Below are 21,530 nucleotides of genomic sequence, written 5' to 3'. Positions count from 1 at the left end.
AGATCGCGCATAACTCTGTTACTCTTCGCCGATGAATCGCACACCCCTCCTCGCCGAAGACCCCGACCTCGGAATCGTCAAACGCCTCGATCTTCCCGGCAATCCGTCCGCCCCCCTGGCCGGGCTCGATGTCGTGGTCAAGGACCTGTTCGATATCGCGGGCGAGGAAACCAGCTTCGGCAACCCCGACTGGGCGCGCCGCCACGGCCCCGCCCTCACCCATGCCTGGGTCGTCGCCCGGCTGCTCGATGCCGGCGCGCGAATCACCGCCAAGACCACCACGGTCGAGCTCGCCTTCGGGCTGGAGGGCCGCAACATCCATTACGGCACGCCGGTCAACCCCAAGGCACCCGACCGTCTGCCCGGCGGATCGTCCTGCGGGTCGGCCGCGATGGTCGCGGCGGGGCTCGCCCATGCCGGCATCGGCTCGGATACCGGCGGCTCGGTGCGCATCCCGGCGAGCTATTGCGGGATTTACGGGCTCAGGCCGAGCTTTGGGGCGATCAGCCTGTCCGGCGCCGCCGCCCTGTCCCCCAGCTTCGACACCGCGGGCTGGTTCGCCCGCGACGCCGCGACCATGCTGCGCGTCGGCCGCGCGCTCCTGCCGCCCTCGCCGCCTCTGTCGGGCACGTTTCTCCGCGTTGGCCCGGCCTGGGACAATGCCGACGCGGCGGTCCGCGCGGCGCTGGAACCCGTTGCCGCGCAACTCGGCCCGATGCCCGATATCGACCCCGCGCCGGAAGGGCTCGATTCGCTGTTCGCCGCCCAGCGCGCGGTGCGCGACCGCGAAACCTGGTTGGCGCTCGGCGGCTTCATCGAAAAGGTGAAACCGACTCTCGACCCGATCACCGCGGCGCGCTGCGCCGCCACGAAACGGGCGAGCGCCGAAGCCGCCGAGGCCGGGCTCGCCATCCGCCGAACCTTCACCGCGCGGATGGCGGCCCTGCTCGAGGGCGGCGCGGTGCTGGTTCTGCCCACCTCACCCTGCCCGGCGCCGATGCGCGACGCCGATCAGCCGAGCCTCGACATTATCCGCACCCGCACCATTCGCGTCGGCATCATCTCGGCCTTCGCCGGCCTGCCGGAACTGACCATCCCGGTGGCGACGGTCGATGGTGCGCCGGTCGGCCTTTCGCTGATCGCCGGGCGCGGCCGCGATATCGCACTCCTGGAGCTTGCCGCGACCCTCAACCTCGCCTGAGATCGAACAGCCGGGTTTCACCGAAATCGAGGGTGACGAACCGCGCTGCATCGAGCCCGGCCGCCTCGCGCGCGGCGGCCAGATCGATCAGCGGGGCGTCGATCGCCTCGTCGGTGAGCTGGAACGTGCCGAAATGCATCCCCACCGCCTGTCTCGCGCCCAATTCCCGGAACGCCTGCACCGCGTCGGCGGGGTTCAGATGCACATTGCCCATGAACCAGCGCGGCTCATAGGCGCCGATCGGCAGCAGCGACAGATCGGGCGCACCCAGCCGTTCGCGGATCGCCCGGAAATAGCCGGTATAGCCGCTATCGCCCGCGATATAGACCGACTCCTCGCCATGCCGGATGAAAAACCCACCCCACAGCGTGGTGTTGCGGTCGAACGGGGTGCGCGCGGCGAAATGCCGCGCCGGGGTGAAGGTGATTTCCGCGCCGCCCCAGGCGATCATCTGCCACCAATCCAATTCCGTCACCGGCCCCAGCCCCTTGCGCTCCAGCCAGCCCCGATTGCCCAGTGGGGCGAAAATCGGCACCGCGCCGAACCGTTGGCTTATCGCCCGCAGGCCTGGGATGTCGCAATGATCGTAGTGGTTGTGCGATAGCAGGATCGCATCGGGCTTCGGCAGCGCGGCGATCGTCTGGCCCGGTGCCCGCGCCCGCTTCGGCCCGGCGAATTGCACCGGCGAGCACCGCTCGGAAAACACCGGATCGATCAGCAGCGTGAGGCCATCCTGCCGGAGCAGAAAGCTGGAATGGCCGATAAAGGTCAGCGCGGCATGCCCTGCCGGAACCTCGCCCGAGGGTGGGGCGTAACCTCGGTTCGCCACGTGATCCGGCCATTTGGCGCGACCGTTTCGCCGCATCATCCAGCGCAGCAGCGGAACCCGCCCTGCTCTTCGCCGCACGCCCTCGGGATTGAAGAACCGCGTGCCGTCGCAATGGTCGGAAATCGGAAAGCGCAAGACTCAGCCGAACGCCGCGTTGAACGCGCCGCCGTCGAGCAGCAGGTTCTGCCCCACGATGAAGCCGGACTGCGCCGCGCACAGAAAAGCGCAGGCATCGCCGAACTCCTCGGGCGCGCCGACCCGTCCGGCCGGATTCGTCTTCGCCCGCAGCGCGATTTCCTCCTCCGCGCTGCGCCCCGCCGTCCGCGCCGCCTCCTGCGCGTTGTCGCGCAGCCGGTCTGTCAGGAACGGGCCGGGAAGAATGTTGTTGATCGTCACGTTGTGCCGCGCCACCTGCCGCGCCAGCCCGGCGACGAATCCGGTCAGCCCGGCCCGCGCGCCGTTCGACAGGCCGAGCATCGGGATCGGCGATTTCACCGCCGCCGAGGTGATGTTCACGATCCGCCCGAAGCGCCGCGCGATCATGCCGTCGATCGTGGCACGGATCAGCGCGATCGGGGTAAGCATGTTCGCTTGCAGCGCCGCCTGCCAGTCGGCATCGGAAAAATTGCGGAAATCCCCCGCCGGCGGTCCGCCCGCGTTGGTGATCAGAATGTCGGGATTGGGACACAGGCCCAAAGCCGCCGCGCGTCCCGCCTCGGTGGTGATATCCCCCGCCGCGATCGACACTTTTGCTCCGGTCGCCGCCGCGATCTGCACCGCGGTCTCGGCCAGCGCCGTCTCGCCGCGCGCGGTGATCACGACATCCACACCCTCGCGCGCCAGGGCGAACGCCGCCGCCCGTCCCAGCCCCTTGCTCGCCGCGCACACGATCGCCCGCCTGCCCCGCAACCCCAGATCCATGGTTCTGCTCCGCTCCACGCCTTGTCGATTCGGGCGCCCCCTTCGTTGCGCTTCCGGCGACCCGACGGATCGCCGGAAGCTTGCGCAACTCCGCCCGCTAATCCATGCATATCATCACATCGGCAGGAGACGAAAATCGCATGAGCCAGCGCGCATTATCCGGCCTCAAGGTGATCGACCTGACGCGGGTTCTCGGCGGCCCGTATTGCACCATGATCCTGGCCGATCACGGCGCCGAGGTGATCAAGATCGAGCCGCCCCAGGGCGACGAGGTGCGCGAATGGGGACCGCCCTTCCTCGATCGGGGCGAGGGTGTGCGCGACGCCAGCTACTATCTCGGCGCCAATCGCGGCAAGCGGGCGATGAGCCTCGATCTCGCCCAGGAATCCGGCCGCGCGGTGCTGCTCCGCCTGCTCGACGGCGCGGACGTGCTGGTCGAGAATTTCAAACCCGGCAGCCTCGAAAAATGGGGCATCGGCTATGAGACGCTCAGCGCGACATTTCCCGGCCTGATCCATTGCCGGGTGTCCGGCTTCGGCGCCGACGGCCCGCTCGGCGGCCTGCCCGGCTACGATGCGGTGGTGCAGGCGATGACCGGGCTGATGACCATCAACGGCGATCCTTCGAGCGGTCCGGTCCGCATGGGCGCCCCGATCGTCGATCTCGGCACCGGGCTCTATGCCGCCATCGGCATATTGATGGCGTTGCACGAACGCGCCCGCTCCGGCCTCGGCCAGTTCATCGACATGACCCTGCACGACACCGCGCTCGCGCTGCTGCACCCGGCTGGGGCGAATTACCTGCTGTCCGGCAAGCGCCCGGCTGCCACCGGCAATGCCCATCCCAATATCGCGCCCTACGAAACCTTCGCCACCGCGACCTGCGACATCTTCATCGCCGCCGGCAATGACGGCCAGTTCCGCAAACTCTGCACGCTGCTGGACCGCCCGGACATTGCCGCCGATCCGCGCTTCGTCTCCAATTCCGACCGGCTCGCCCACCGTGCGGCGCTGAAATCCACCATCGAATCCGCCCTCGCAAGCCATGACGGCGCGACGCTGGCGATCACCCTGATCCGCGCCGGGGTTCCAGCCGGCGCGGTCCGGCCGGTCGATGCCGCGCTCGAAAGCCCGCACGCCGCGCATCGCGCCATGGTCGCCGATCTCGACGGGGTGAAAACCCTCGGCACGCCGATCAAATTCTCCCGCACGCCGGGCGGCCCGGCCGCACCGCCGCCGCGCTTCGTCCAGGATCAGGACGCGATCCTCGCCGAACACGGGTTTTCGCCCGAAGAGATCGCGGCACTCGAAGCCGAAGGCGCGATCCGCCGCACCAGGCGTTCCTGAACAGACAGAACGTCATCGCGAGCCGAAGGCAAGCGATCCATCCTTGGGCATTCCTATCGGATCAGGATAAAATGCATCGTCGCGATGACGCGCTCGCTCTTCGCCGTCGAACCCGGCGGGAAGCGCGGCACGCGGACGCCGCGAAACAGCCCGTACCACGCCATATCCAGCAGCGGCGCGCCCGAGCTGCGCAGAAGCCGCAGATCGATCACTTTCCCGTCGGGCAGCACGGTGAAGCTGATCGTCACCTTGCCGTCCTCGCCGTTTTCGGCGGCCGCTTTCGGGTAATATTTATGCTCGTTCACCCATTTGTTGAACGCGCTCTCCCAATCCGGCCCTGCATTCCCTTTGAAGGTGAGCTCGGGCGCCCGGCGCAGCAGATCCGACTGTGACGGGGCAAGATTGAGCGCACCCGGCGCGTGGTTGAGCACTGTCGTCGGATGCCGGCCGAACGACATTCCGTTCATCACCAGGAAACGCTGCTTCGGCGCGGACGGCGCATGGTGCGGCACAGCTTTGTGCTTCGGCGGCGGCGCCGGGACCGCCTGCTTCGGCAGATTGAACGGGATCGGCGCGGGCGAGGCGAGATTGACCTCGGATTGCGGGTTGGCCGGTCGCGGCGGCGGCGGTGGGGGTGGCGGAAGCTGCGCCAGTTCGGGCGGCCCGCGCCGTGCCGCTTTCGGTGCCGCGTTATGCAAGGCGCTATGGGGCAGGCCGGTATTCTGAAACACGACGGCGATGCCGGATTGCGGCATCGGCGGAATCAGCTTCTGCCGGTGCACCGCGTAGAGAAGCAGCAGAATGATCGCCGCGTGGAGAGCGAGCGAAACCGGCAGCGGAATCGTCCAGTCATCCCCCCGGTACCGCCGTCGCCGCCGCATCTGCGGCGCGCCGCCAAGGTTGCGCCCGGCGGCAGGGGTGGGATCAGTAACCCGGATACGCGTAATAGCCGGGCGGCGCGTAAGGCGGCGCGCCATAGCCATAGGAAGACCCGGAACCACCCGCATAGCCTTCCATCTTGTTGCCATGGCCTACCATACATTGCGCATAGGCCACGTTATACTGCGCCTGCAGCGAATCCGCGGCACCCTGGGCATTGCCGCCGGCGGCGGCGCTGCCGAGCAGCAGACCCGAACCCGCGCCGATCGCCGCCCCCGCGCCGGCATTGCCGCCCGCAGCCCCGAGCAGCGCGCCTGCCGCCGCCCCGAGCAGCGTGCCGCCGATCGCGGTGTTGGTCGAATTCTGGCTGGCCGCATAGGCCGGTCCGCCATTGCCGGTGCGCTGCGACGCATAATACCGGCAGTAATTGTCGTCCTGCCGAAACTGGCTGAAGGGTATGCCCTGCCCCGGCATGGCGACGACCGTGGGTGAGGTCGGCGGCGCCACCGTGCACCCGGCAAGGCCGAGGATCACCGCGCCGGCAGCGGCAACAGACAGAACTGGCTTCATCGTGAGAGTCCCGGAGCTGGAAAACATGAACCGCAGTTTGGCGCAAAATCCGCAAAACGCAACGCCTTGTCATACTTCGTAAAAATCAGACCCCCACACCGTCATCGCGAGACGCGCAGCTCGCACCTGTCATCGCGAGACGCGAAGCGTCGAAGCGATCCATCTAAAAGCCCATCCGCCGCCCTGGATGGCTTCGCTGCGCTCGCCATGACGGTTTCGAGCCATCGTCCCGTCACAACCCCTCGAAAAACTCCCGCACCTTGGTGAAAAACCCGTCATGCTCCGGGCTGGCGGAGGCGCTGCCGCCGCCCTCGCGCTCGAACTCCTCGAGCAGTTCGCGCTGCCGGCGGGTCAGGCTCTGCGGCGTCTCCACCGCGACCTGGATATACATGTCGCCGCGCTGCGCGCTGCGCAGCACCGAAAACCCCTTGTTGCGCAGCCTGAACTGATCGCCGGTCTGCGTCCCGGCGGGGATTTTCACCCGCGCCCGCGAGCCGTCGATCGCCGGAACCTCGATTTCGCCGCCCAGTGCCGCCTGGGCCATGCGCAGCGGCACCCGGCAGAAAATATTCGCTCCGTCGCGCTGGAAGATCGGATGCGGCCGGATCGCGACATGCACGTAAAGGTCGCCGGGCGGCGCCCCGCGCCCGCCGGCTTCGCCCTCGCCAGACAGGCGGATGCGCGTACCATCCTCCACCCCGGCGGGAATCGTGACCGAAAGCGTCCGCTCGCGCGGCACGGTGCCGGCGCCGCCGCACACCCGGCACGGATTGCGGATGCTCCGCCCCGCGCCGCCACAGGTGGGACAGGTCCGCTCGACCACGAAAAATCCCTGCTGCGCGCGCACCCGCCCCGCGCCGTTACAGGTCGGGCAGGTATCCGCCGCCGCCTGCTTGTCGGCCGAGCCGGTGCCGCTGCAGGCATCGCACGCAACCCGCGTCGGCACTCGCACATCCGCCTTGGTTCCGGCGAAGGCCTGGGTCAGCTCGATCTCGACCCCGGCGCGGATATCCGCACCCCCGCGTTCGGATCGGCCGCCACGCCGCCCGCCCATCGCCTCGCCGAACATCTGCTCGAAAATATCGCCGATGCCACCTTCGAAGCCGAAGCCGCCGAACCCGCCGCCGGAGCCCGGCCCGCCGTTTTCGAACGCGGCGTGGCCGAAACGGTCATAGGCAGCGCGCTTCTGCTCGTCCTTCAGGACGTCATAAGCTTCGTTGACGTCCTTGAATTTCTGCTCGGCGGCCTTGTCGCCCGGATTGCGGTCCGGGTGATATTGCATCGCCAGCTTGCGATAGGCTTTCTTCAACTCGTCCGCCGCGGCGCCGCGCTTCACGCCGAGCAGGTCGTAATAATCGGTCTTGGCCATCATCCTGGCTCAGTCTCGGGAAGTGTCGAAACAAGAATATCCCGGACCGCATACGGTCCGGGATACAGGTCGGCGAGTGATCTGCTTATCCCCGAAGTTCATGCAGGGAACTTCAGGGGCAGGACACCGGGCATTCATCACGGACGCGCCGCGATCACGCCGATTTCTTCTTCTCGTCGACTTCCTCGAACTCGGCATCGACCACTTTTTCACCGGGTTTGGCCTGCTCGCCGCCCGGCTCACCGCCGGCCGATGGACCGCCAGCCTGCGCTCCCGCATCGGCCTGTGCCTTGTACATCGCCTCGCCGATCCGCATGGCGACCTGGGTGAGCCGCTCGGTCGCCGACTTGATCGCCTCGATCTCGCCCGCTTCAAGCGCCGAGCGCGCCGCCGCGATCGCGGCTTCGGCCTCGCCCTTGTCCTGAGCCGAGACCTTGCCTTCGCTTTCCTTCAGCGTCTTCTCGGTCTGATGGACCAGGCTGTCCGCCTGATTGCGGGCATCGACCAGCTCGCGCTTGGCCTTGTCGGCCGCCGCATTCGCCTCGGCGTCCTTGACCATCCGCTCGATATCGGTGTCCGACAGGCCCCCCGAGGCCTGGATGCGGATCTGCTGCTCCTTGCCGGTCGCCTTATCCTTGGCGGACACCGAGACGATGCCGTTCGCGTCGATATCGAACGTCACCTCGATCTGCGGCACCCCGCGCGGCGCCGCCGGCAGGCCCATCAGGTCGAACTGGCCCAGCATCTTGTTGTCGGCGGCCATCTCGCGCTCGCCCTGGAACACCTTGATGGTCACCGCCGTCTGGTTGTCGTCGGCGGTCGAGAAGGTCTGGCTCTTCTTGGTCGGGATCGTGGTGTTGCGGTCGATCAGCCGGGTGAACACGCCGCCCAGCGTCTCGATCCCGAGCGACAGCGGCGTCACGTCGAGCAGCAGCACGTCCTTGACGTCGCCCTTGAGCACCGCGCCCTGGATCGCGGCACCGATCGCCACCACCTCGTCCGGGTTGACGTTGCGCGCCGGCTCGCGGCCGAAGAACTGCTTCACCGCCTCGATCACCTTGGGCATCCGGGTCATACCGCCGACCAGGATCACCTCGTCGATCTCGCCCGCCGTCACCCCGGCATCCTTCAGCGCCGCGCGGCACGGCCCGAGGGTGCGCTCGATCAAATCATCGACCAGGGATTCCAGCTTCGCCCGCGTCAGCTTCATCACCATGTGCTTCGGCCCGGAGGCGTCGGCGGTGATGAACGGCAGGTTGATCTCGGTCTCCTTCGACGAGGACAGTTCGATCTTCGCCTTCTCGGCGGCTTCCTTGAGCCGCTGGAGCGCCAATTTGTCCTTGCGCAGGTCGATGCCCTGCTCGCGCTGGAATTCCGCCGCCAGATAATCGATCACCCGCTGGTCGAAATCCTCGCCGCCGAGGAAGGTATCGCCATTGGTCGATTTCACCTCGAACACGCCGTCGCCCAGTTCGAGCACCGAAATGTCGAAGGTGCCGCCACCAAGGTCATAGACCGCGACGGTGCCGGCCTGTTTCTTGTCCATGCCATAGGCAAGGGCAGCGGCGGTCGGCTCGTTGATGATACGCAGCACGTCGAGTCCGGCGATCTTGCCGGCATCCTTCGTCGCCTGCCGCTGGGCGTCGTTGAAGTAGGCGGGAACCGTGATCACAGCCTGGGTGACGGTCTCGCCCAGATACGCCTCGGCGGTCTCCTTCATCTTGGTCAGGATGTACGAACTGACCTGCGATGGCGCATAGCGCTGGCCGCGCGCCTCGACCCAGGCATCGCCATTGTCGCCGCGCACGATCGCATAGGGCACCAGCCCCTTGTCCTTCTCGACCGTCGGGTCGTCGTAGCGCCGGCCGATCAGGCGCTTGACCGCATACAGCGTGTTGGTCGGGTTGGTGACCGCCTGCCGCTTGGCCGACTGGCCGATCAGCCGTTCGCCGTTATCGGCGAAGGCGACCATCGACGGCGTGGTGCGCGCGCCCTCGCTGTTTTCGATCACGCGGACATCCTTGCCCTCCATGATCGCGACGCATGAATTGGTGGTTCCGAGGTCGATACCGATGACCTTGCTCATTGAAACTCTCCTTTCAGCGGGCATGCCGGACCCGAAGCATCGGGCAGGCCCCTTGTTTCACGGTGATAGATGTATTGAACCGACCCCCTGGGCACAAGGGCCGGTCCGATTTTCGCCTCGCGAAATTAGCGCGGCAGGGTTCAGGGTGTGTACCCAATGGCGGCGTGAGCCGCCATTGGGTACACACCCTAATTTCATGCTTCGATGTCCAGAGGCTTATCCGCCGGCGCCTTGGCGACCACCACCATTGCCGGCTTGAGCAGCCTGCCGTTCAGCGTCCAGGTGCGGCTCCAGGCCTGCAGCACGGTGCCGGGCGGCGCATCCGCACTTTCCTGCTCGGCCATCGCCTGATGCTTGTTGGCGTCGAACGCGGCGCCCGCCGGCTCCTCGGCCTTGATGCCGTGGCGTTCCAGCATCGCGAGGAAGCTGCGCTCCACCCCTTCGAACCCTTCCCGCAGCTTGCCGATCAGCTTCGGCTCGCCGGCCTCGGGTGCCGGCAGCGCTTCGAGGCCCCGGCGCAGATTTTCCGCCGTCTCGGCCACGTCGCCGGCGAATTTCTGCACGGCATAGAGCCGCGCCTCCTCTACCTCGCGGCGGGTGCGCGCGCGCAGATTCTCCATCTCCGCCTGCGCGCGAATCCATTTGTCGCGCAGTTCGGCGGTCTCGGCTTCGAGTTTCGCGATCCGCTCCTGTGCCGCGGCGAGCAGATCGGTCTCGGATTCCGGCGCCGCTTCGTCGGCTTCGGCTCCGGTGGCGATCTCGGGTTCGGTTTTCAGCGTATCGTCGGTCATGGCGGGGAATTAGGATAGGCTCGCGCCGGGCACAAGTCTCAACTAAGCACCGCCTCGATCAGCAACGACGCATAGCGGCCCATCCCGCGCCGATCCAGGAAATCCGCCCGCGCCTCCGCAATTCCGGCACGGTCCTGCTCCAGCGCCCGGCCGATCGCCGTGGCGATCGTTCCGGCATCGGCATCGTCGGGCACCACCCGCACATAACCCGGCGGCTCGATCGCCTCGGCGAGCGTCGCGGCCGCGACCGAGGGAATCCCCGCCGCGATCGCGTCCATCAGCGCCCCGGAAATGCTGCCCGGCGGCGCGCGGCGGAGCTGCACCGCGACATCGGCGCCCACGAGATAATCCTGATAGACCGGCTCCGGCACCTGATCCGCGTCGATCGCGAGATCGATGCCGAGCGATACGGCCTGCTCGCGCAGCCCCGCGATCAGAGTGGGATTCCCCGATCCGACCATGGCGAACCGGCTGGCGTGCGCCGATCCAAGGGCGGCAAATGCTTCGATAAGCTGTTGTGGCTCCTTGTCGCCATGAATGTGCCCAAAGCTTGCGATCAGCCTCGGCTCCGGCCCGGTGCCGAGCCGTGCCCGCGCCGCCGCGCGCCCCGCCGGCGTCAGGCTCGCGGGGTCGGGCAGCCGATACGGCGCGAAAGGCAGGAAGCGCGCAGCAATCCCGTGGTGTGCCGCAATGAACTGCTGCGTCTCCCGCGCATGGACGATCAGCGGCGATGCGGCATCCGCGACCTCGCCCAGCAGGCGCACCGGCATGGCGGCCTGATCGCGGGTCCAGGCTTCGAGCTCCGCTTGAGTCACATCCCGGCCAAGCTCCGCCGCGGCGACCCCGCGTGCGCGCCCCTCGCCGAAGCACGACCGGTACAGATCGATCAGCCTGGCATCGTGCAGGATTGCCGCCGCGCCGTATTCCAGCAACAGCCGCGTTTCCGTCACATGAAACGGAGAATTGCCGAGCACGGCGATGATCGCGTCGAATTTCGGCGACCGCATGACCGGCGGATCGGCCCTGCCGCCGAACCCCACGCCGCCCGGCAGAATCGGATCGCGCGTATCGGAAAACGCGGTGATCTCGGCGCGCCGCGCAAGCTCGGCGAGCAGCGCCGCGCTGTGATCGGCGCAGCCGGATGGCGTCGGCGGCAGTGGCGACAGGAACGCGATGCGCGGCCGCGCGCCGCGCGCAACGAATGGCGGCCGCATCTCGGCAAGGGCTGCGATCGGCTCCCAGAACCGCGCCGCCACTTCATCGATGGTGAAGCGGCGCCAGACCTTGTCCTGCCGCGCCTGAACCTTCCGCCATTCGCCCTCGTCGGCGAGCAACGCGCGTGCCAGGCGGCCGAGCGCTGTGGCGTCGTCGGGCGCGAAACGATCCTCCGCCTCGGCGATCAACTCGGCCTGGGCCGGCTCGGCGGCGGCGAGAACCGGCGTGCCCTGCGCCATCGCCTCGACGATCGGCAGCGAGAACCCCTCGGCGCGCGACGGTGCGATCACCAGCCGCGCTTGCACATAGACTCCGGCGAGTTCGGCATCGGTCAACCTCGGCGCAAAGCGCAACGCATCGGCAGAACCACCCGCCGCTTCGTGCAGTGCCGCAAGTCGCGCGCGCGTCGCCGCATCGTGAATCCCGATGAAGAAGAGCGGTGCGCCGATCCCCGCGCACACCACGAGTTCCGGGTTCTTGCGCGGATCGTCGCCGGCCACCACGACGATGCCCGCGCGATCGGCGAAGCCCTGTAGCGATCTCTCGCGAATCAACCCAGGGCGCATCGCGACGCCGGTGACGTCGCTCCGCCCCACGCTCGCCGGGACCAACGCGTGCAGCCGCTTTTCGGTCGCGGCCGAAATCGGCAGAAATCGGTCATAGCGCCGCAGTGCGGCGAGCCCGGCCGCATAGTCGCGCCGCGCCCGTGATTCCCGCAAATACAGATCGGGCCAATCGAATGGGATGAAATCCAGCACCACGGCCACGCCGCGCACCGAAGCCGCACCAAGCAGACCGGCGATCCGCGCCGGCGGGAACGACATCGGCGCCGGCTGCAAAAATATGCCGCCATGCCGGGCGAATTCATACGGCGCCATGGTGACCGCCTCGCATAGCGCCGCGAAATCCGGCGCCAGCGGTGGCAATGCCGGATCGAGCAGGAACGTGACGGCGAAATCTTCCGCCTGCGGGGCCGCAAGCATGGCAGCAACGTGCTGACCGATACCCCGATGGGCGAAATCGGGATGCTGCAGGCAGCGCGAATCAACCAAAAGTGGTATCTTTATGATGTTTTGCACCTTATGATAGCAATTTCACATGGATTACCCCACAACCCTATCCGGCAAAATCGAAGGTGCATCGCCGCGCGGCATCGACGCGGTGCTGCGCCGGATGATCGCCGACCGGGAAGCGCTCGTCGCCGCCAGGGACGCCGAACTGGCCGCGCGCGACCACACCATCGCCGCCCTGGAGCGCGACATCGCCACGCGCGACCAGGACATCGCCGCCAGAGACGACGCGATCAGTATGCGCGACCACGCCATTGCCGCCCTGGAGCGCGACATCGCGGCGCTGCGCCCGCAGGCCGAGCGGCTGACCCGCCTCGCGCTGGCGCTCGAATGGCGCGACGGCCCGCGCGCCCTGCGGGCCGTGCTGCCCGCGGCAAGGCTGCTCCGCCGTCTCATGCGCCGCTGAACGACACGTCGCGCTGCCGGCGCATCAGATGCTCGCCGGCATCGACCAGAAGCGTGGTGCCGGTGACCGACGGCGTCTCCAGGATGAACCGCACGGCCCGCGCGATATCCTCGGGCTCGCTGCCGCGCCGCAGCGGCGTCGTCGCGCGGCCCTGGGCGAACCGCGCCGCGCTCTGCTTCGGACCGATCATGGTCAGGCCCGGCGCGACGCCGCACACGCGGATGCGCGGCGCCAGTGCCATCGCGAGCATTTCGGTCGCCGCCGCGAGCGCCGCCTTGGACAGCGTATAGGCGAAAAAATCCGGGTTCAGATTGGCGAGTTTCTGATCGAGAATATTCACGATCACGCCGTCCCGTTCGCGGCACCGCGCCGCGAATTCCCGCGCCAGCAGCACCGGCGCGGTCAGGTTCGGCGCCATATGCGCCGCGATGCCGTCCGCCGTCACGCTCGCCGCCGAATCGAACACGAAATGCGACGCATTGTTCACCAGCACCGCGACCGGCCCGGCCAGCGCCTCGGCCCGCGCGATCAACCCCGCCGCCGCGTGCGGATCGGCGAGATCGGCATCGATGATGTGCGCGACACCCCCTCCCGCCGCGATCTCGGCGGCGAGCGCCCCGGCCTCGACCGAAGCGGTGCGATAATGGATCACCACAACCCTGCCGGTCGCCGCGACCGCGCGCACGATCGCCGCCCCGATGCGTTTCGCCCCGCCGGTGATGAGCGCCGCACCCTCCATCGCCCCGCTCATCCGAACAATGCCGCGCGCAACGCCGCCGGATCGTCGAGCAGCGCGGTGGAGCGCGGCGCCAGCTCATCGAACAGCCGGGCAGTGCCGAAATCGGCGAGATCGGCCGTCATCATGCTCTCCACCATCGCCGCGTAGCGCTCGTTCAGGCTGCGGCTGGCCGGGTCGAGCCGGGCAATCAGGATCAGCCCGGTGGGCGGCGCGTCGAACGCGATCATCGTCAGATCGGGGCGGTGGCGCTTGAGCAGCACCGGCAATTTCCACACATCCCCGGCCCACCAGCCCGGCACCACCGCCTCGGCGCGGAACTGCTCCGCCTGATCGCGATTGGTGATGCGCGGGTCGACCGGCAGGCAGTCATGCAGCACGATCACGCTGCGCGGATGGCATACCCGCTCGGTATTGGCGAAGTCGCGCAGCAGGAACTCGAACCGGTGCATCCCGTCGAGAAACGCGAGATCGACCGGACCGCCGAGAATCGCGACCGGATCGTGCCTGGCGAAAAACCCATCGCTCTCGCACTGGAAGAAATGGCATTCGGGCTTGCCGGAAAGCACGTCGAATTCCGGCTGCTGGAAATTCGGATCGACGGCGATCGACGCCGCCCGCGCCCGCGCCAGCGATTCGCCCTTCCACACCCCGATCTCGAGATACCGCGCCGGTTCGAGTGCCGCATGCAGCTTGGACAGGCAGTCGACATACTCGGCACCCGCATGAAACGGCATCACCTCGACCCGCGGTGCCGCCTCGCTCATGGTCAGCGCGCCGCCGCGCCCAGCACGCTGTTCAGCTCGGCCTCGCTCATCTGGAATCCGACCAGCACCTGCTGATGTGCGCTGCGCGGCGCGCGCGGGAAGCTCAGCCGGATCGGCCTGGTCGTCGCCACCGCCTGATCCGCGCCGTTCCTGAAATCGAAATTCACCGGATAGACTTTCTTCGCGATGATCCGGTCGCCCTCGGTGATCGCGACGAAATAGGGCAGGGTCTGCTCGGTCAAGGTCGAGGCCGGGCCGTTGGTCGCGGCGAAGCCGATGCGGAACGTCACGCGCTCCGTCGCCTTTCCGGTCTTGGCGCAGGCACCGGCGACCCCGGTGATCCGCGCATCGATGACCCGCGCCGCGACATCATCGGCATCCCCTTTCGCGCGCACCAGGTGGCTCGCCTGCTGCAATACCGCGACCTGCGGGCAATACAGGGTCGGCGCCTTGCTTCCGGCGCAGGCGGCGAGCCCGATCGGAGCCAGCAGAATTGCGATTCGGGCGGATCGGGTCACAGGCGTCTCCTTGTCGATTATCGAAGTCGGGCATCGAAACCCTCCCTTGCCATCAAAACCGCGATCGGTCATCTCCGGCCTCCATGGCAGTTTATACCGAGGTTACCGACGACGCGCTGGCGGAATTCCTGGAGCTCTACGAGATCGGCCGGCTGGTCGCGTTTCGCGGCATCGCCGAGGGGGTGGAGAACAGCAATTTCTCGCTCCGCACCACGGATGGCGATTTCATCCTCACCCTCTACGAAAAACGCGTCGATCCCGCCGATCTGCCCTGGTTTCTCGGGCTGATGGAGCATCTGGCGGCGAAATCCCTGCCCTGCCCGCTGCCGGTGCGCGCGCGCGACGGCGCCAATCTCAACAAGCTCGCCGGGAAAATCGCCGCGATCACCACCTTCCTGCCCGGAATCTGGCCGCGCCGCCCGGCGGTCGCGCATTGCGCGCCGCTCGGCGAAGCCCTGGCCCGCCTGCACCTTGCCGGCGCCGATTACGCCCCGACCCGCGCCAATGCGCTCGGCCCCGAGGGCTGGCGGCCCTTGTTCGCCCGCTGCGCCGGCAGCGCCGACACGGTGCAGGCCGGGCTCGGCGCGGCGCTCGATGCGTCGCTCGACGCGATTCTCGCCGCCTGGCCGGACAATCTGCCGCGCGGTCATATCCACGCCGATCTGTTCCCCGACAACGTGTTCTTTCTCGACGGCAAGATCTCCGGCCTGATCGATTTCTATTTCGCCGCGACCGATCTCTACGCCTACGACATCGCGGTCTGCCTCAACGCCTGGTGTTTCGAAAACGACTTCAGCTTCAACATCACCAAATCCCGCGCCCTGCTGCGCGGCTACCAATCGGTCCGCCCGCTCGCCGAAGCCGAACGCGCCACCCTGCCGGTTCTCTGCCAGGGTGCCGCGATCCGCTTCCTGCTCACCCGCCTCTATGACTGGATCAATACGCCGGACGGCGCGCTGGTGACGCGTAAGGACCCGCTCGCCTATTGGCGCCGGCTGCGCTTTCACGCCCAGGCCCGCTCGGAGGGTGACTATGGACTCTGAAGACCGCGCCATCGTCGACATCTGGACCGATGGCGGCTGCCGGCCGAATCCCGGCCCCGGCGGCTGGGCCGCGCTGCTGCGCTTCGGCGATCGCGAGCGCGAGCTGTCCGGTGCTGCACAAAATACCACCAACAATCGCATGGAGCTCACCGCCGCGGCCGAAGCGCTCGAAGCGCTGAAACGCCCCTGCCGCGTGCGCCTGCACACCGACAGCGAATATCTCCGCAACGGCATCACGCGCTGGCATTCCGGCTGGGTGCGGCGCAACTGGCGCAACGCGAAGGGCGATCCAGTCGCCAATTACGACCTCTGGCAGCGCGTCCTCGCCGCCGCGAAACCGCACGAGATCGAATGGCTCTGGGTGCGCGGCCATGCCGGCGACGTCATGAACGAACGGGCCGATATTCTGGCGACCAAGGCCCGCGAGGCGCTGACCCCCCAGAGCAATATGGCTTTAAGTGGAATCGCGCAGCGATCCGCAAAGTCATGAAATTGCTCGCCCAAACAAAGAGTAGAGCGTGATCGACTGAAAGTCATCACGCTCTAAACCAGCCGCGCCGCCGTGTCGGCGACCAGCCCGATCATCCGGCCGAGACACGCCCGCACCTCGGCAAACCCGCCATTCGGCGCCACCGTCCGTTCATCCATGTAGAGTTGCTTGGCGATCTCGATCTGCAGCACATGCACCCGCTCGCGCGGCCTGCCGTAATGGCGGGTGACATAGCCGCCGGCATAGGGGTCGTTGCGCCGGACCACGAAACCCTCGCCGCGCAGCGCCGCCTCGACGAAGTGCACGACCGGCCGCGCGCAGGCCGCGCCATGGGCGTCGCCCAGCACGATATCCGGGCCTCTGCCGCCGCGAGACGGACCTGGCCCCGGCCCCGATTGACTTGGCCCCGATTGACTTGGCCCCGATTGACTTGGCATCGAATGGACATCGAGCAGCAGGCAGGCGCCGAATGCCGCGCGGGTCTCGGCGATCAACGCCGCGAGTGCCGCGTGATACGGCAGCCAGCAGGTTTCGATCCGCGCCCGCGCCTCGGCGAAGCGCAGCTTGCGGCGATAGATCGGCTCGCCGGAGGCGACCACGCGGGCGATGGTGCCGAGCCCGGCCACCACCCGCGCGCTCGCGCTGTTGACATGATCGGGCAGCGAATCCTCGAACATGGCGGGATCGAGTTCCCACGCCTCGCGATTGACATCGCAGAAGGCGCGCGGAAACCTGGCCGCGAGCAGCGGCACGCCGTGCTCGGGGGCGGCGGCGCATAAATCATCGACGAAACTGTCCTCGCTCTTGCGCAGCGCCAGCGCATCGAGCCGGGAAGCGGCGAGAAATCCGGCATCGTAGTCCCGGCCGGAATGCGGCGAGGCGACGACGACCGGCGCGCTCTGGCGCAGCGGGCGCAGCAGGGTGAACGCACAGGGCGCGACATCGGGCGCGTCCCGTGCGGCGGCGATTTCCGGCAAACCTGACGCGCTCACATCCATGGTCATTGGTGACTACCATAAAACCGATGCAACCGCGCGCGGTCAATGATGCGCGGCGCCGCGCCGCCGGATGACCGGGACGGGAGCGCGTCGATTTCGTTTGATTTCGACTGAGTTTAGATATATCTAAATAATATCTGAATGACGGAGACAGACACAAATGGACCTCTTTGAACGGCTGCGCGCGATCCATGACGACTATTATCGCGGCGCCTATTCGAACGGCTGCGGCGGCCGGCGCTTCGCCTTCGGCCGCCATAACCACCCCTTGCACGGCGCGGAGCGGTATGGACGGTTCGGACTGGGCGGGCGGCTGCGGCGCTGGCTGGACCATGGCGATCTCAGGATGCTGGTGCTGCATCTGATCGCGGAAAAGCCGCGCCACGGCTACGAGATCATCAAGGCGATCGAGGAGCTGGCGGGCGGCGCCTATGCGCCCAGCCCCGGCGTGATCTACCCGACGCTCACGCTGCTCGAAGAGCTTGGGCTGGTGACCAGCGAGGTCGAGGGCAGCCGCAAGAGTTTCAGCATCACCGAGGCGGGTTCCGAGGAACTGGCGGCGAACCGGAGCACGGTCGAGGCGATTCTGGCGCGGATCGCCGCCGCGCAGGTGCGGGAACCGGCGCTGCCGGTGATCCGGGCGATGAAGAATCTGCGGACCGCGCTGGGGCTGAAGCTGGCGGCGGGGATTTCGCCGGAGACGGCGCGCCGGATCGCCGACGCGCTGGACCAGGCGGCCCGTACGATCGAGGAATTGTAAAGCGCCGGCTTAAAACCGGTCGGCAGTGTCTCGATTTGAATTTCCGGTTTTCAAGAATTCTGCAAGTGTTACCAGCCGCCTCGGTATGCTATAGGTTGCGGGTATGAATGATGCAGAATCAGAGAAAGGCGCATTTATACGCCAGCGCCGCGCTGGCATGATTGCCATCGCGGTGGCTATGCCAGTCGCGCTCCTGCTTTGGCTGGCAATTGCTTATCTCGTGTCGCCGTTGCCGGGCATGGATAGCTTGGGCAGCAGGATGCTTTTTACGCTCAAATGCTGCTGCCTTGCGGTTCTGTTTTGCCTCGTGACGGGCGTAGAGGCCGTGGCTCATGAGCGGCTGTCTTCGCCCGCGTTTGATCCGCTTTCCGGATTTGAGACGTGGAGACTGCGAGTCAATCAACGCTATCTGCAAAACACATTGGAGCAAATCCTTGTGTTTATGGCCGCGCTTTTTGGTCTCGCAGCCTATTCCCCGGACGGCTCCGCGATGCGCGGCGTGCTAGCGACCACCGTTGTTTGGATACTGGCGCGTGCCGCCTTTTGGATCGGCTATCATCGGAGCGCCGCAATGCGGGGCTTGGGTGCGCCGGGGATGGCGCTCAGCATGATTGTCCTGCTCTATGTGGCCAGCCGGATCGGTTATGAAGTTGGCGGCTTTGTCGGGGCGGCTGTCCCAGTCGTGGGGTTTTTAGCGATTGAGGCTTTTTTGTTCAGGGCGACACGACCTTTGCGGTCCGCCGATCCCCCCTAGCTGGGGCATCGTGCATATCTCAAGACTTATGCGGCGGACTCGTCCAATGCACCTGCGCCGTATCTGTCCATGCCGAGCCTAGCGGCTGCAACGACAACCAGGTCTCAACCAGCTTGCCCCCCTCGATCCGATAGGACTGCATACCGGCACGGCTCCGCGCCTCGCCGGTTTTGGTGTCAGTCCACTTGAAGGCAAAGCGAAACCATGCCCGGTCGCTCTTGAACGAGTGGTCATAGACGACGACCCGGATATCGGGCCGCTCCTCTCGAATTTTGGCGATTTCCGCCGCATAGGCCTCGCGTGTCACCGTCCGGTCACCGGCTTCGTCGTGCCGGATGTAGTGCGACCCGACGCATTTCGGGACGAGGTCGTATTTACCCTCATGCCAAACGCGCTCCCATCGGTCGAACAGGTCGCGCAAGATAGACTCCTCAGACATCGATGGCCTCCTTTAACTCATGCCTAGCCTGCACCTCTTTAGCGGTGCGGTAAAGAACAGAATGCGAACTGACAACCGCTGACCCCGCGCGCCGAAAATCAAAAACTTTCGGAAAATCAGGTCGATGTTGCGACTTTCTGATATTTGACGAGGTCGAACGCGAATGTGGGTGTCTCGACCGGCAGTCGGGTGAAACCGTGGTGAAGATAGAAAAAGCTTCGGCCGCCGGGGAGATGGCGTGGACGATGACGAGCCGGGCCGACACCTCGGCGGAGGCCCGCAGCGCCAGAGGCTTTGCTGTGACCGGATCGCCAGCCGTTTTGAAAGACGCGCTGTTTCGGTCGCTGGCCGAGCCGTGTTCCGTTGGCGATTTTTCGGCGAGGGCCTCCCTTCCGTCCGTGTGGCGATCGTGACGGTGGAGTGGCCAGGCGGTTACGACAGCCAATTGATCGGGACGCTTAGAGCGTCCGCGAGCTTCGCGATCGTCTCCGGTGTGCCGGCTCGGCGGCCGCTTTCGAGATCGGACAGATAGCCCTGACTGATTCCGGTCTTAAAGCTCAGGTGCAGTTGCGTGATATCCTTCCACTGCCGGATGGCTTTCAGCCGGCTATCGCCGCGCAAGATCGCGGCACTCACCTCCTTCGGCAGTGTAGCGACACCGGCCTCCGCGAACTCGGCCTTGCGGGTGTCGTAGATCGCGATGTCTTCCTCGTCCTCGGCGGACTCGTCGGCGCGTGCAAGCAACTCTTCGTATTCGGCGCGAGGCAGCACCACCAGCTCCTCGCCGGAGGGGGGTGCGGATGATTTGCGGAGTGCTCATCGTTTCAGTTCCTCTTACAGGTCGTGGTGCACGGCGGCCGATATAGATCGCCAGGATGGTGGTCGCGTCTTCGTCGAAGATCACCCGGCATCTGCCGATGCGCAGCCGGTAGCCGTCGCGGCCTTGCAGCGCTTTCACGTCTCCCTGACCGGTCATGGCGTAGCGATGAAGTCCGGCTTCCACCTGCTCGCGGGCGTCGCGCGGGAGGAGGTCCAGATCCTTCGCGGCGCTCAGCGTCAGAATGATCATCTTCATGAGCGATAGTATCGCAAAATAAACCACTTCGTTAGCGATACTATCGCATCCATTCCATGAAGGCTGGTCGCGGATCTCCTATCCAGACGAGATGGGAACGCCTGTCTGCTTTCTCGTCCCTGTATCGCCCGACTCAGGGAGGCCTGCTTCCTGATTTTCCATAACACCCGTTCAGATTTCGGCCCGACCGGGCCATGATGAGAAGGCTGGCTTTTCAAAACTTTCCACCAAAACCAGTCGAACCGTTTCCTACCCGTCGCGGAAATTCAAACCGCGGCACAACCAACCGATCAAACCCGATGCAATCGCGCGCGGCCGATGCTATGTCGGGCGTCTCTGCTCTCTTTCCAGAAAAACGGACCCCGCCCGCATGGCCGATATCCTCGTCGTCACCGTCAACGAAGTCGCGGGCGCGCGCGTCACCCGTGTGATCGGGCCGGTCTACGGCACCTCGATCCGCAGCCGAACCATCGTCGGCAACATGCTGGGTGGTATCCGCGCCATTTTCGGAGGCTCGCAAGGCGGTTATGTCGCCATGGTCAACCGGACCCGCGACGAGGCGATCGAGACGCTGAAAGCCCATGCCGCCTCGCTCGGCGCCAACGCGGTGGTCGGAATGCGCTTCGATTCCGGCGAGTTCGACGCCGGCCAGGGTCAGGCGATGAACGAGGTGACCGCCTATGGCACGGCGGTCATCCTGCAGCCGATCCAATAACGCCTATAACGCTATCGCAACGTCATTGCGAGCGAAGCGAAGCAATCAGTTCTTCGCGGAAATCCCGGCCGCGCTGAGCAATTGCTGACGCATCGCCGGATTCTGCTCGGCCGAGGCGAGCACCTGATCATACTGTCCGACGGTCAGGCCCTGGCGGGTGATCGCGCCCATCGCCTTCTGCTTCGCGGTCGCGACCAGTTGCTGCTTCGCCGCCGGATCGGTCGTCTTGGCCAGCTTGTCGCCATACATCTTGTTGATCGCAACGACCTTGCGCAGCGCATGGCCGGCCTTGGCGATCGTCGCGTGGGACAGCGGGTGCGCCGGCATCATCCCGGTCGATTGCCGGGGCTGCGGTGCCGCCGGCGCCGTCATCTGCGCCAGGGCGGTGCCGGCCAGCATCGGGGTTGCGATCAATCCGGCAGCGAGCGCTGCAAACGGAAGGGTTCTCGTGCGGTGTGCCATCATGAAACCTCGCTTGATGGGACGACCCGGTGCGGGACGCCTTCATCACGGACAGATGAGGACCGTGCCGCACGATGCAAATGTCAATTC

Annotated in this window: 23 protein-coding genes; 8 read left to right on the top strand and 15 right to left on the bottom strand. The window is 66.5% G+C overall.

Translation table 11 applies throughout. The features are described from left to right. The first annotated feature begins 31 nt into the window (after positions 1-31). Entirely contained in the window at positions 32-1,201 is a 1,170-nt protein-coding gene (locus tag AiwAL_RS05850) for an amidase (protein WP_262312297.1), read from the top strand. On the opposite strand, the gene AiwAL_RS05845 is transcribed toward AiwAL_RS05850, so the two are convergent. Together AiwAL_RS05845 and AiwAL_RS05840 are read right to left on the bottom strand one after the other, a co-directional pair. Continuing rightward, complete coding sequence (locus AiwAL_RS05845; protein ID WP_235702814.1) at positions 1,188-2,165, bottom strand: MBL fold metallo-hydrolase; 978 nt, start codon at positions 2,163-2,165, stop codon at positions 1,188-1,190. The two genes, AiwAL_RS05850 and AiwAL_RS05845, sit on opposite strands and share 14 nt — an antisense overlap. Before the next feature lie 3 nt (positions 2,166-2,168). Further along, entirely contained in the window at positions 2,169-2,951 is a 783-nt protein-coding gene (locus AiwAL_RS05840; protein ID WP_262312296.1) for an SDR family oxidoreductase, read from the bottom strand. Positions 2,952-3,091: 140 nt separating this feature from the next. On the opposite strand from AiwAL_RS05840, the gene AiwAL_RS05835 reads away from it, so the two are divergent. Next, positions 3,092-4,297: a CaiB/BaiF CoA-transferase family protein gene (locus AiwAL_RS05835; RefSeq protein WP_262312295.1), complete on the top strand. Its 1,206-nt coding sequence runs from the start codon at positions 3,092-3,094 to the stop codon at positions 4,295-4,297. Between the two features lie 53 nt (positions 4,298-4,350). Here AiwAL_RS05835 and AiwAL_RS05830 read toward each other — a convergent pair whose 3' ends face one another. The 6 genes from AiwAL_RS05830 to AiwAL_RS05805 all read right to left on the bottom strand — a co-directional run bounded on the left by AiwAL_RS05830 (position 4,351) and on the right by AiwAL_RS05805 (position 12,259). After that, positions 4,351-5,178, bottom strand: a complete 828-nt coding sequence (locus AiwAL_RS05830) for an energy transducer TonB (protein WP_262312294.1) — start codon at positions 5,176-5,178, stop codon at positions 4,351-4,353. Between the two features lie 43 nt (positions 5,179-5,221). After that, the gene (locus tag AiwAL_RS05825) at positions 5,222-5,746 is read right to left on the bottom strand and encodes a glycine zipper family protein (protein WP_235702818.1); all 525 of its coding nucleotides are present in this window, start codon (positions 5,744-5,746) and stop codon (positions 5,222-5,224) included. Positions 5,747-5,978: 232 nt separating this feature from the next. Continuing rightward, the gene (gene dnaJ, locus AiwAL_RS05820; protein WP_235702819.1) at positions 5,979-7,118 is read right to left on the bottom strand and encodes a molecular chaperone DnaJ; all 1,140 of its coding nucleotides are present in this window, start codon (positions 7,116-7,118) and stop codon (positions 5,979-5,981) included. Between the two features lie 151 nt (positions 7,119-7,269). Next, positions 7,270-9,201, bottom strand: coding sequence for a molecular chaperone DnaK (dnaK, locus tag AiwAL_RS05815; protein ID WP_235702820.1), 1,932 nt, complete (start codon positions 9,199-9,201; stop codon positions 7,270-7,272). 194 nt (positions 9,202-9,395) lie between these two features. Next, positions 9,396-9,992 carry a nucleotide exchange factor GrpE gene (locus AiwAL_RS05810; protein WP_235702821.1) on the bottom strand — a complete coding sequence of 199 codons (597 nt, stop codon included), beginning with the start codon at positions 9,990-9,992 and terminating at the stop codon, positions 9,396-9,398. Between the two features lie 38 nt (positions 9,993-10,030). Further along, the gene (locus AiwAL_RS05805; RefSeq protein WP_262312293.1) at positions 10,031-12,259 is read right to left on the bottom strand and encodes a glycosyltransferase; all 2,229 of its coding nucleotides are present in this window, start codon (positions 12,257-12,259) and stop codon (positions 10,031-10,033) included. Between the two features lie 46 nt (positions 12,260-12,305). On the opposite strand from AiwAL_RS05805, the gene AiwAL_RS05800 reads away from it, so the two are divergent. Continuing rightward, positions 12,306-12,683 carry a hypothetical protein gene (locus tag AiwAL_RS05800; protein WP_262312292.1) on the top strand — a complete coding sequence of 126 codons (378 nt, stop codon included), beginning with the start codon at positions 12,306-12,308 and terminating at the stop codon, positions 12,681-12,683. Here AiwAL_RS05800 and AiwAL_RS05795 read toward each other — a convergent pair. Genes AiwAL_RS05795 through AiwAL_RS05785 form a run of 3 tightly spaced genes read right to left on the bottom strand, consistent with a single transcriptional unit; the run spans position 12,670 to position 14,704 of the window. Next, complete coding sequence (locus tag AiwAL_RS05795; RefSeq protein WP_235702824.1) at positions 12,670-13,434, bottom strand: SDR family oxidoreductase; 765 nt, start codon at positions 13,432-13,434, stop codon at positions 12,670-12,672. The genes AiwAL_RS05800 and AiwAL_RS05795 overlap by 14 nt on opposite strands. After that, positions 13,431-14,186: a class I SAM-dependent methyltransferase gene (locus AiwAL_RS05790; RefSeq protein WP_262312291.1), complete on the bottom strand. Its 756-nt coding sequence runs from the start codon at positions 14,184-14,186 to the stop codon at positions 13,431-13,433. Before AiwAL_RS05790 ends, AiwAL_RS05795 begins: the two co-directional genes overlap by 4 nt. Before the next feature lie 2 nt (positions 14,187-14,188). After that, a complete protein-coding gene (locus tag AiwAL_RS05785; RefSeq protein ID WP_235702826.1) occupies positions 14,189-14,704 on the bottom strand; it encodes a hypothetical protein in 516 nt (171 codons plus the stop codon). 83 nt (positions 14,705-14,787) lie between these two features. Here AiwAL_RS05785 and AiwAL_RS05780 point away from each other — a divergent pair, with 83 nt between their 5' ends. Together AiwAL_RS05780 and rnhA are read left to right on the top strand one after the other, a co-directional pair. Beyond that, positions 14,788-15,747, top strand: a complete 960-nt coding sequence (locus AiwAL_RS05780) for a homoserine kinase (RefSeq protein ID WP_235702827.1) — start codon at positions 14,788-14,790, stop codon at positions 15,745-15,747. Continuing rightward, positions 15,737-16,237 (top strand): ribonuclease HI, encoded by a 501-nt coding sequence (gene rnhA, locus AiwAL_RS05775; RefSeq protein WP_262312290.1) that lies wholly within the window; start codon positions 15,737-15,739, stop codon positions 16,235-16,237. The genes AiwAL_RS05780 and rnhA overlap by 11 nt, the downstream gene beginning before the upstream one ends. Positions 16,238-16,290: 53 nt before the next feature. On the opposite strand, the gene AiwAL_RS05770 is transcribed toward rnhA, so the two are convergent. Continuing rightward, positions 16,291-17,235 carry an N-formylglutamate amidohydrolase gene (locus AiwAL_RS05770; protein ID WP_262312317.1) on the bottom strand — a complete coding sequence of 315 codons (945 nt, stop codon included), beginning with the start codon at positions 17,233-17,235 and terminating at the stop codon, positions 16,291-16,293. 160 nt (positions 17,236-17,395) lie between these two features. Between AiwAL_RS05770 and AiwAL_RS05765 the strand changes: the two genes are divergently transcribed. Together AiwAL_RS05765 and AiwAL_RS05760 are read left to right on the top strand one after the other, a co-directional pair. Continuing rightward, positions 17,396-17,995 (top strand): PadR family transcriptional regulator, encoded by a 600-nt coding sequence (locus AiwAL_RS05765; RefSeq protein WP_235702829.1) that lies wholly within the window; start codon positions 17,396-17,398, stop codon positions 17,993-17,995. Between the two features lie 103 nt (positions 17,996-18,098). After that, positions 18,099-18,749 (top strand): MAPEG family protein, encoded by a 651-nt coding sequence (locus AiwAL_RS05760; protein WP_262312289.1) that lies wholly within the window; start codon positions 18,099-18,101, stop codon positions 18,747-18,749. Between the two features lie 19 nt (positions 18,750-18,768). Here the strand turns inward: AiwAL_RS05760 and AiwAL_RS05755 are convergent, their stop codons facing one another. Continuing rightward, positions 18,769-19,170 carry an ester cyclase gene (locus AiwAL_RS05755; protein ID WP_235702831.1) on the bottom strand — a complete coding sequence of 134 codons (402 nt, stop codon included), beginning with the start codon at positions 19,168-19,170 and terminating at the stop codon, positions 18,769-18,771. Positions 19,171-19,620: 450 nt separating this feature from the next. After that, positions 19,621-19,959 carry a helix-turn-helix domain-containing protein gene (locus tag AiwAL_RS05750; RefSeq protein WP_262312288.1) on the bottom strand — a complete coding sequence of 113 codons (339 nt, stop codon included), beginning with the start codon at positions 19,957-19,959 and terminating at the stop codon, positions 19,621-19,623. A gap of 674 nt (positions 19,960-20,633) precedes the next feature. Here AiwAL_RS05750 and AiwAL_RS05745 point away from each other — a divergent pair. Continuing rightward, positions 20,634-20,978, top strand: a complete 345-nt coding sequence (locus tag AiwAL_RS05745) for a YbjQ family protein (RefSeq protein WP_235702834.1) — start codon at positions 20,634-20,636, stop codon at positions 20,976-20,978. A gap of 45 nt (positions 20,979-21,023) precedes the next feature. Here AiwAL_RS05745 and AiwAL_RS05740 read toward each other — a convergent pair whose 3' ends face one another. Then, a complete protein-coding gene (locus AiwAL_RS05740) occupies positions 21,024-21,443 on the bottom strand; it encodes a DUF4168 domain-containing protein (protein ID WP_262312287.1) in 420 nt (139 codons plus the stop codon). Between the last annotated feature and the right edge of the window lie 87 nt (positions 21,444-21,530).

The sequence above is a fragment of the Acidiphilium sp. AL genome (genome assembly GCF_025499445.1).
Classification (GTDB): Bacteria; Pseudomonadota; Alphaproteobacteria; order Acetobacterales; family Acetobacteraceae; genus Acidiphilium; species Acidiphilium iwatense.
The sequence above is the reverse complement of the archived record's forward strand: the minus strand, read 5'-3'. Positions and strand labels throughout refer to the sequence as shown.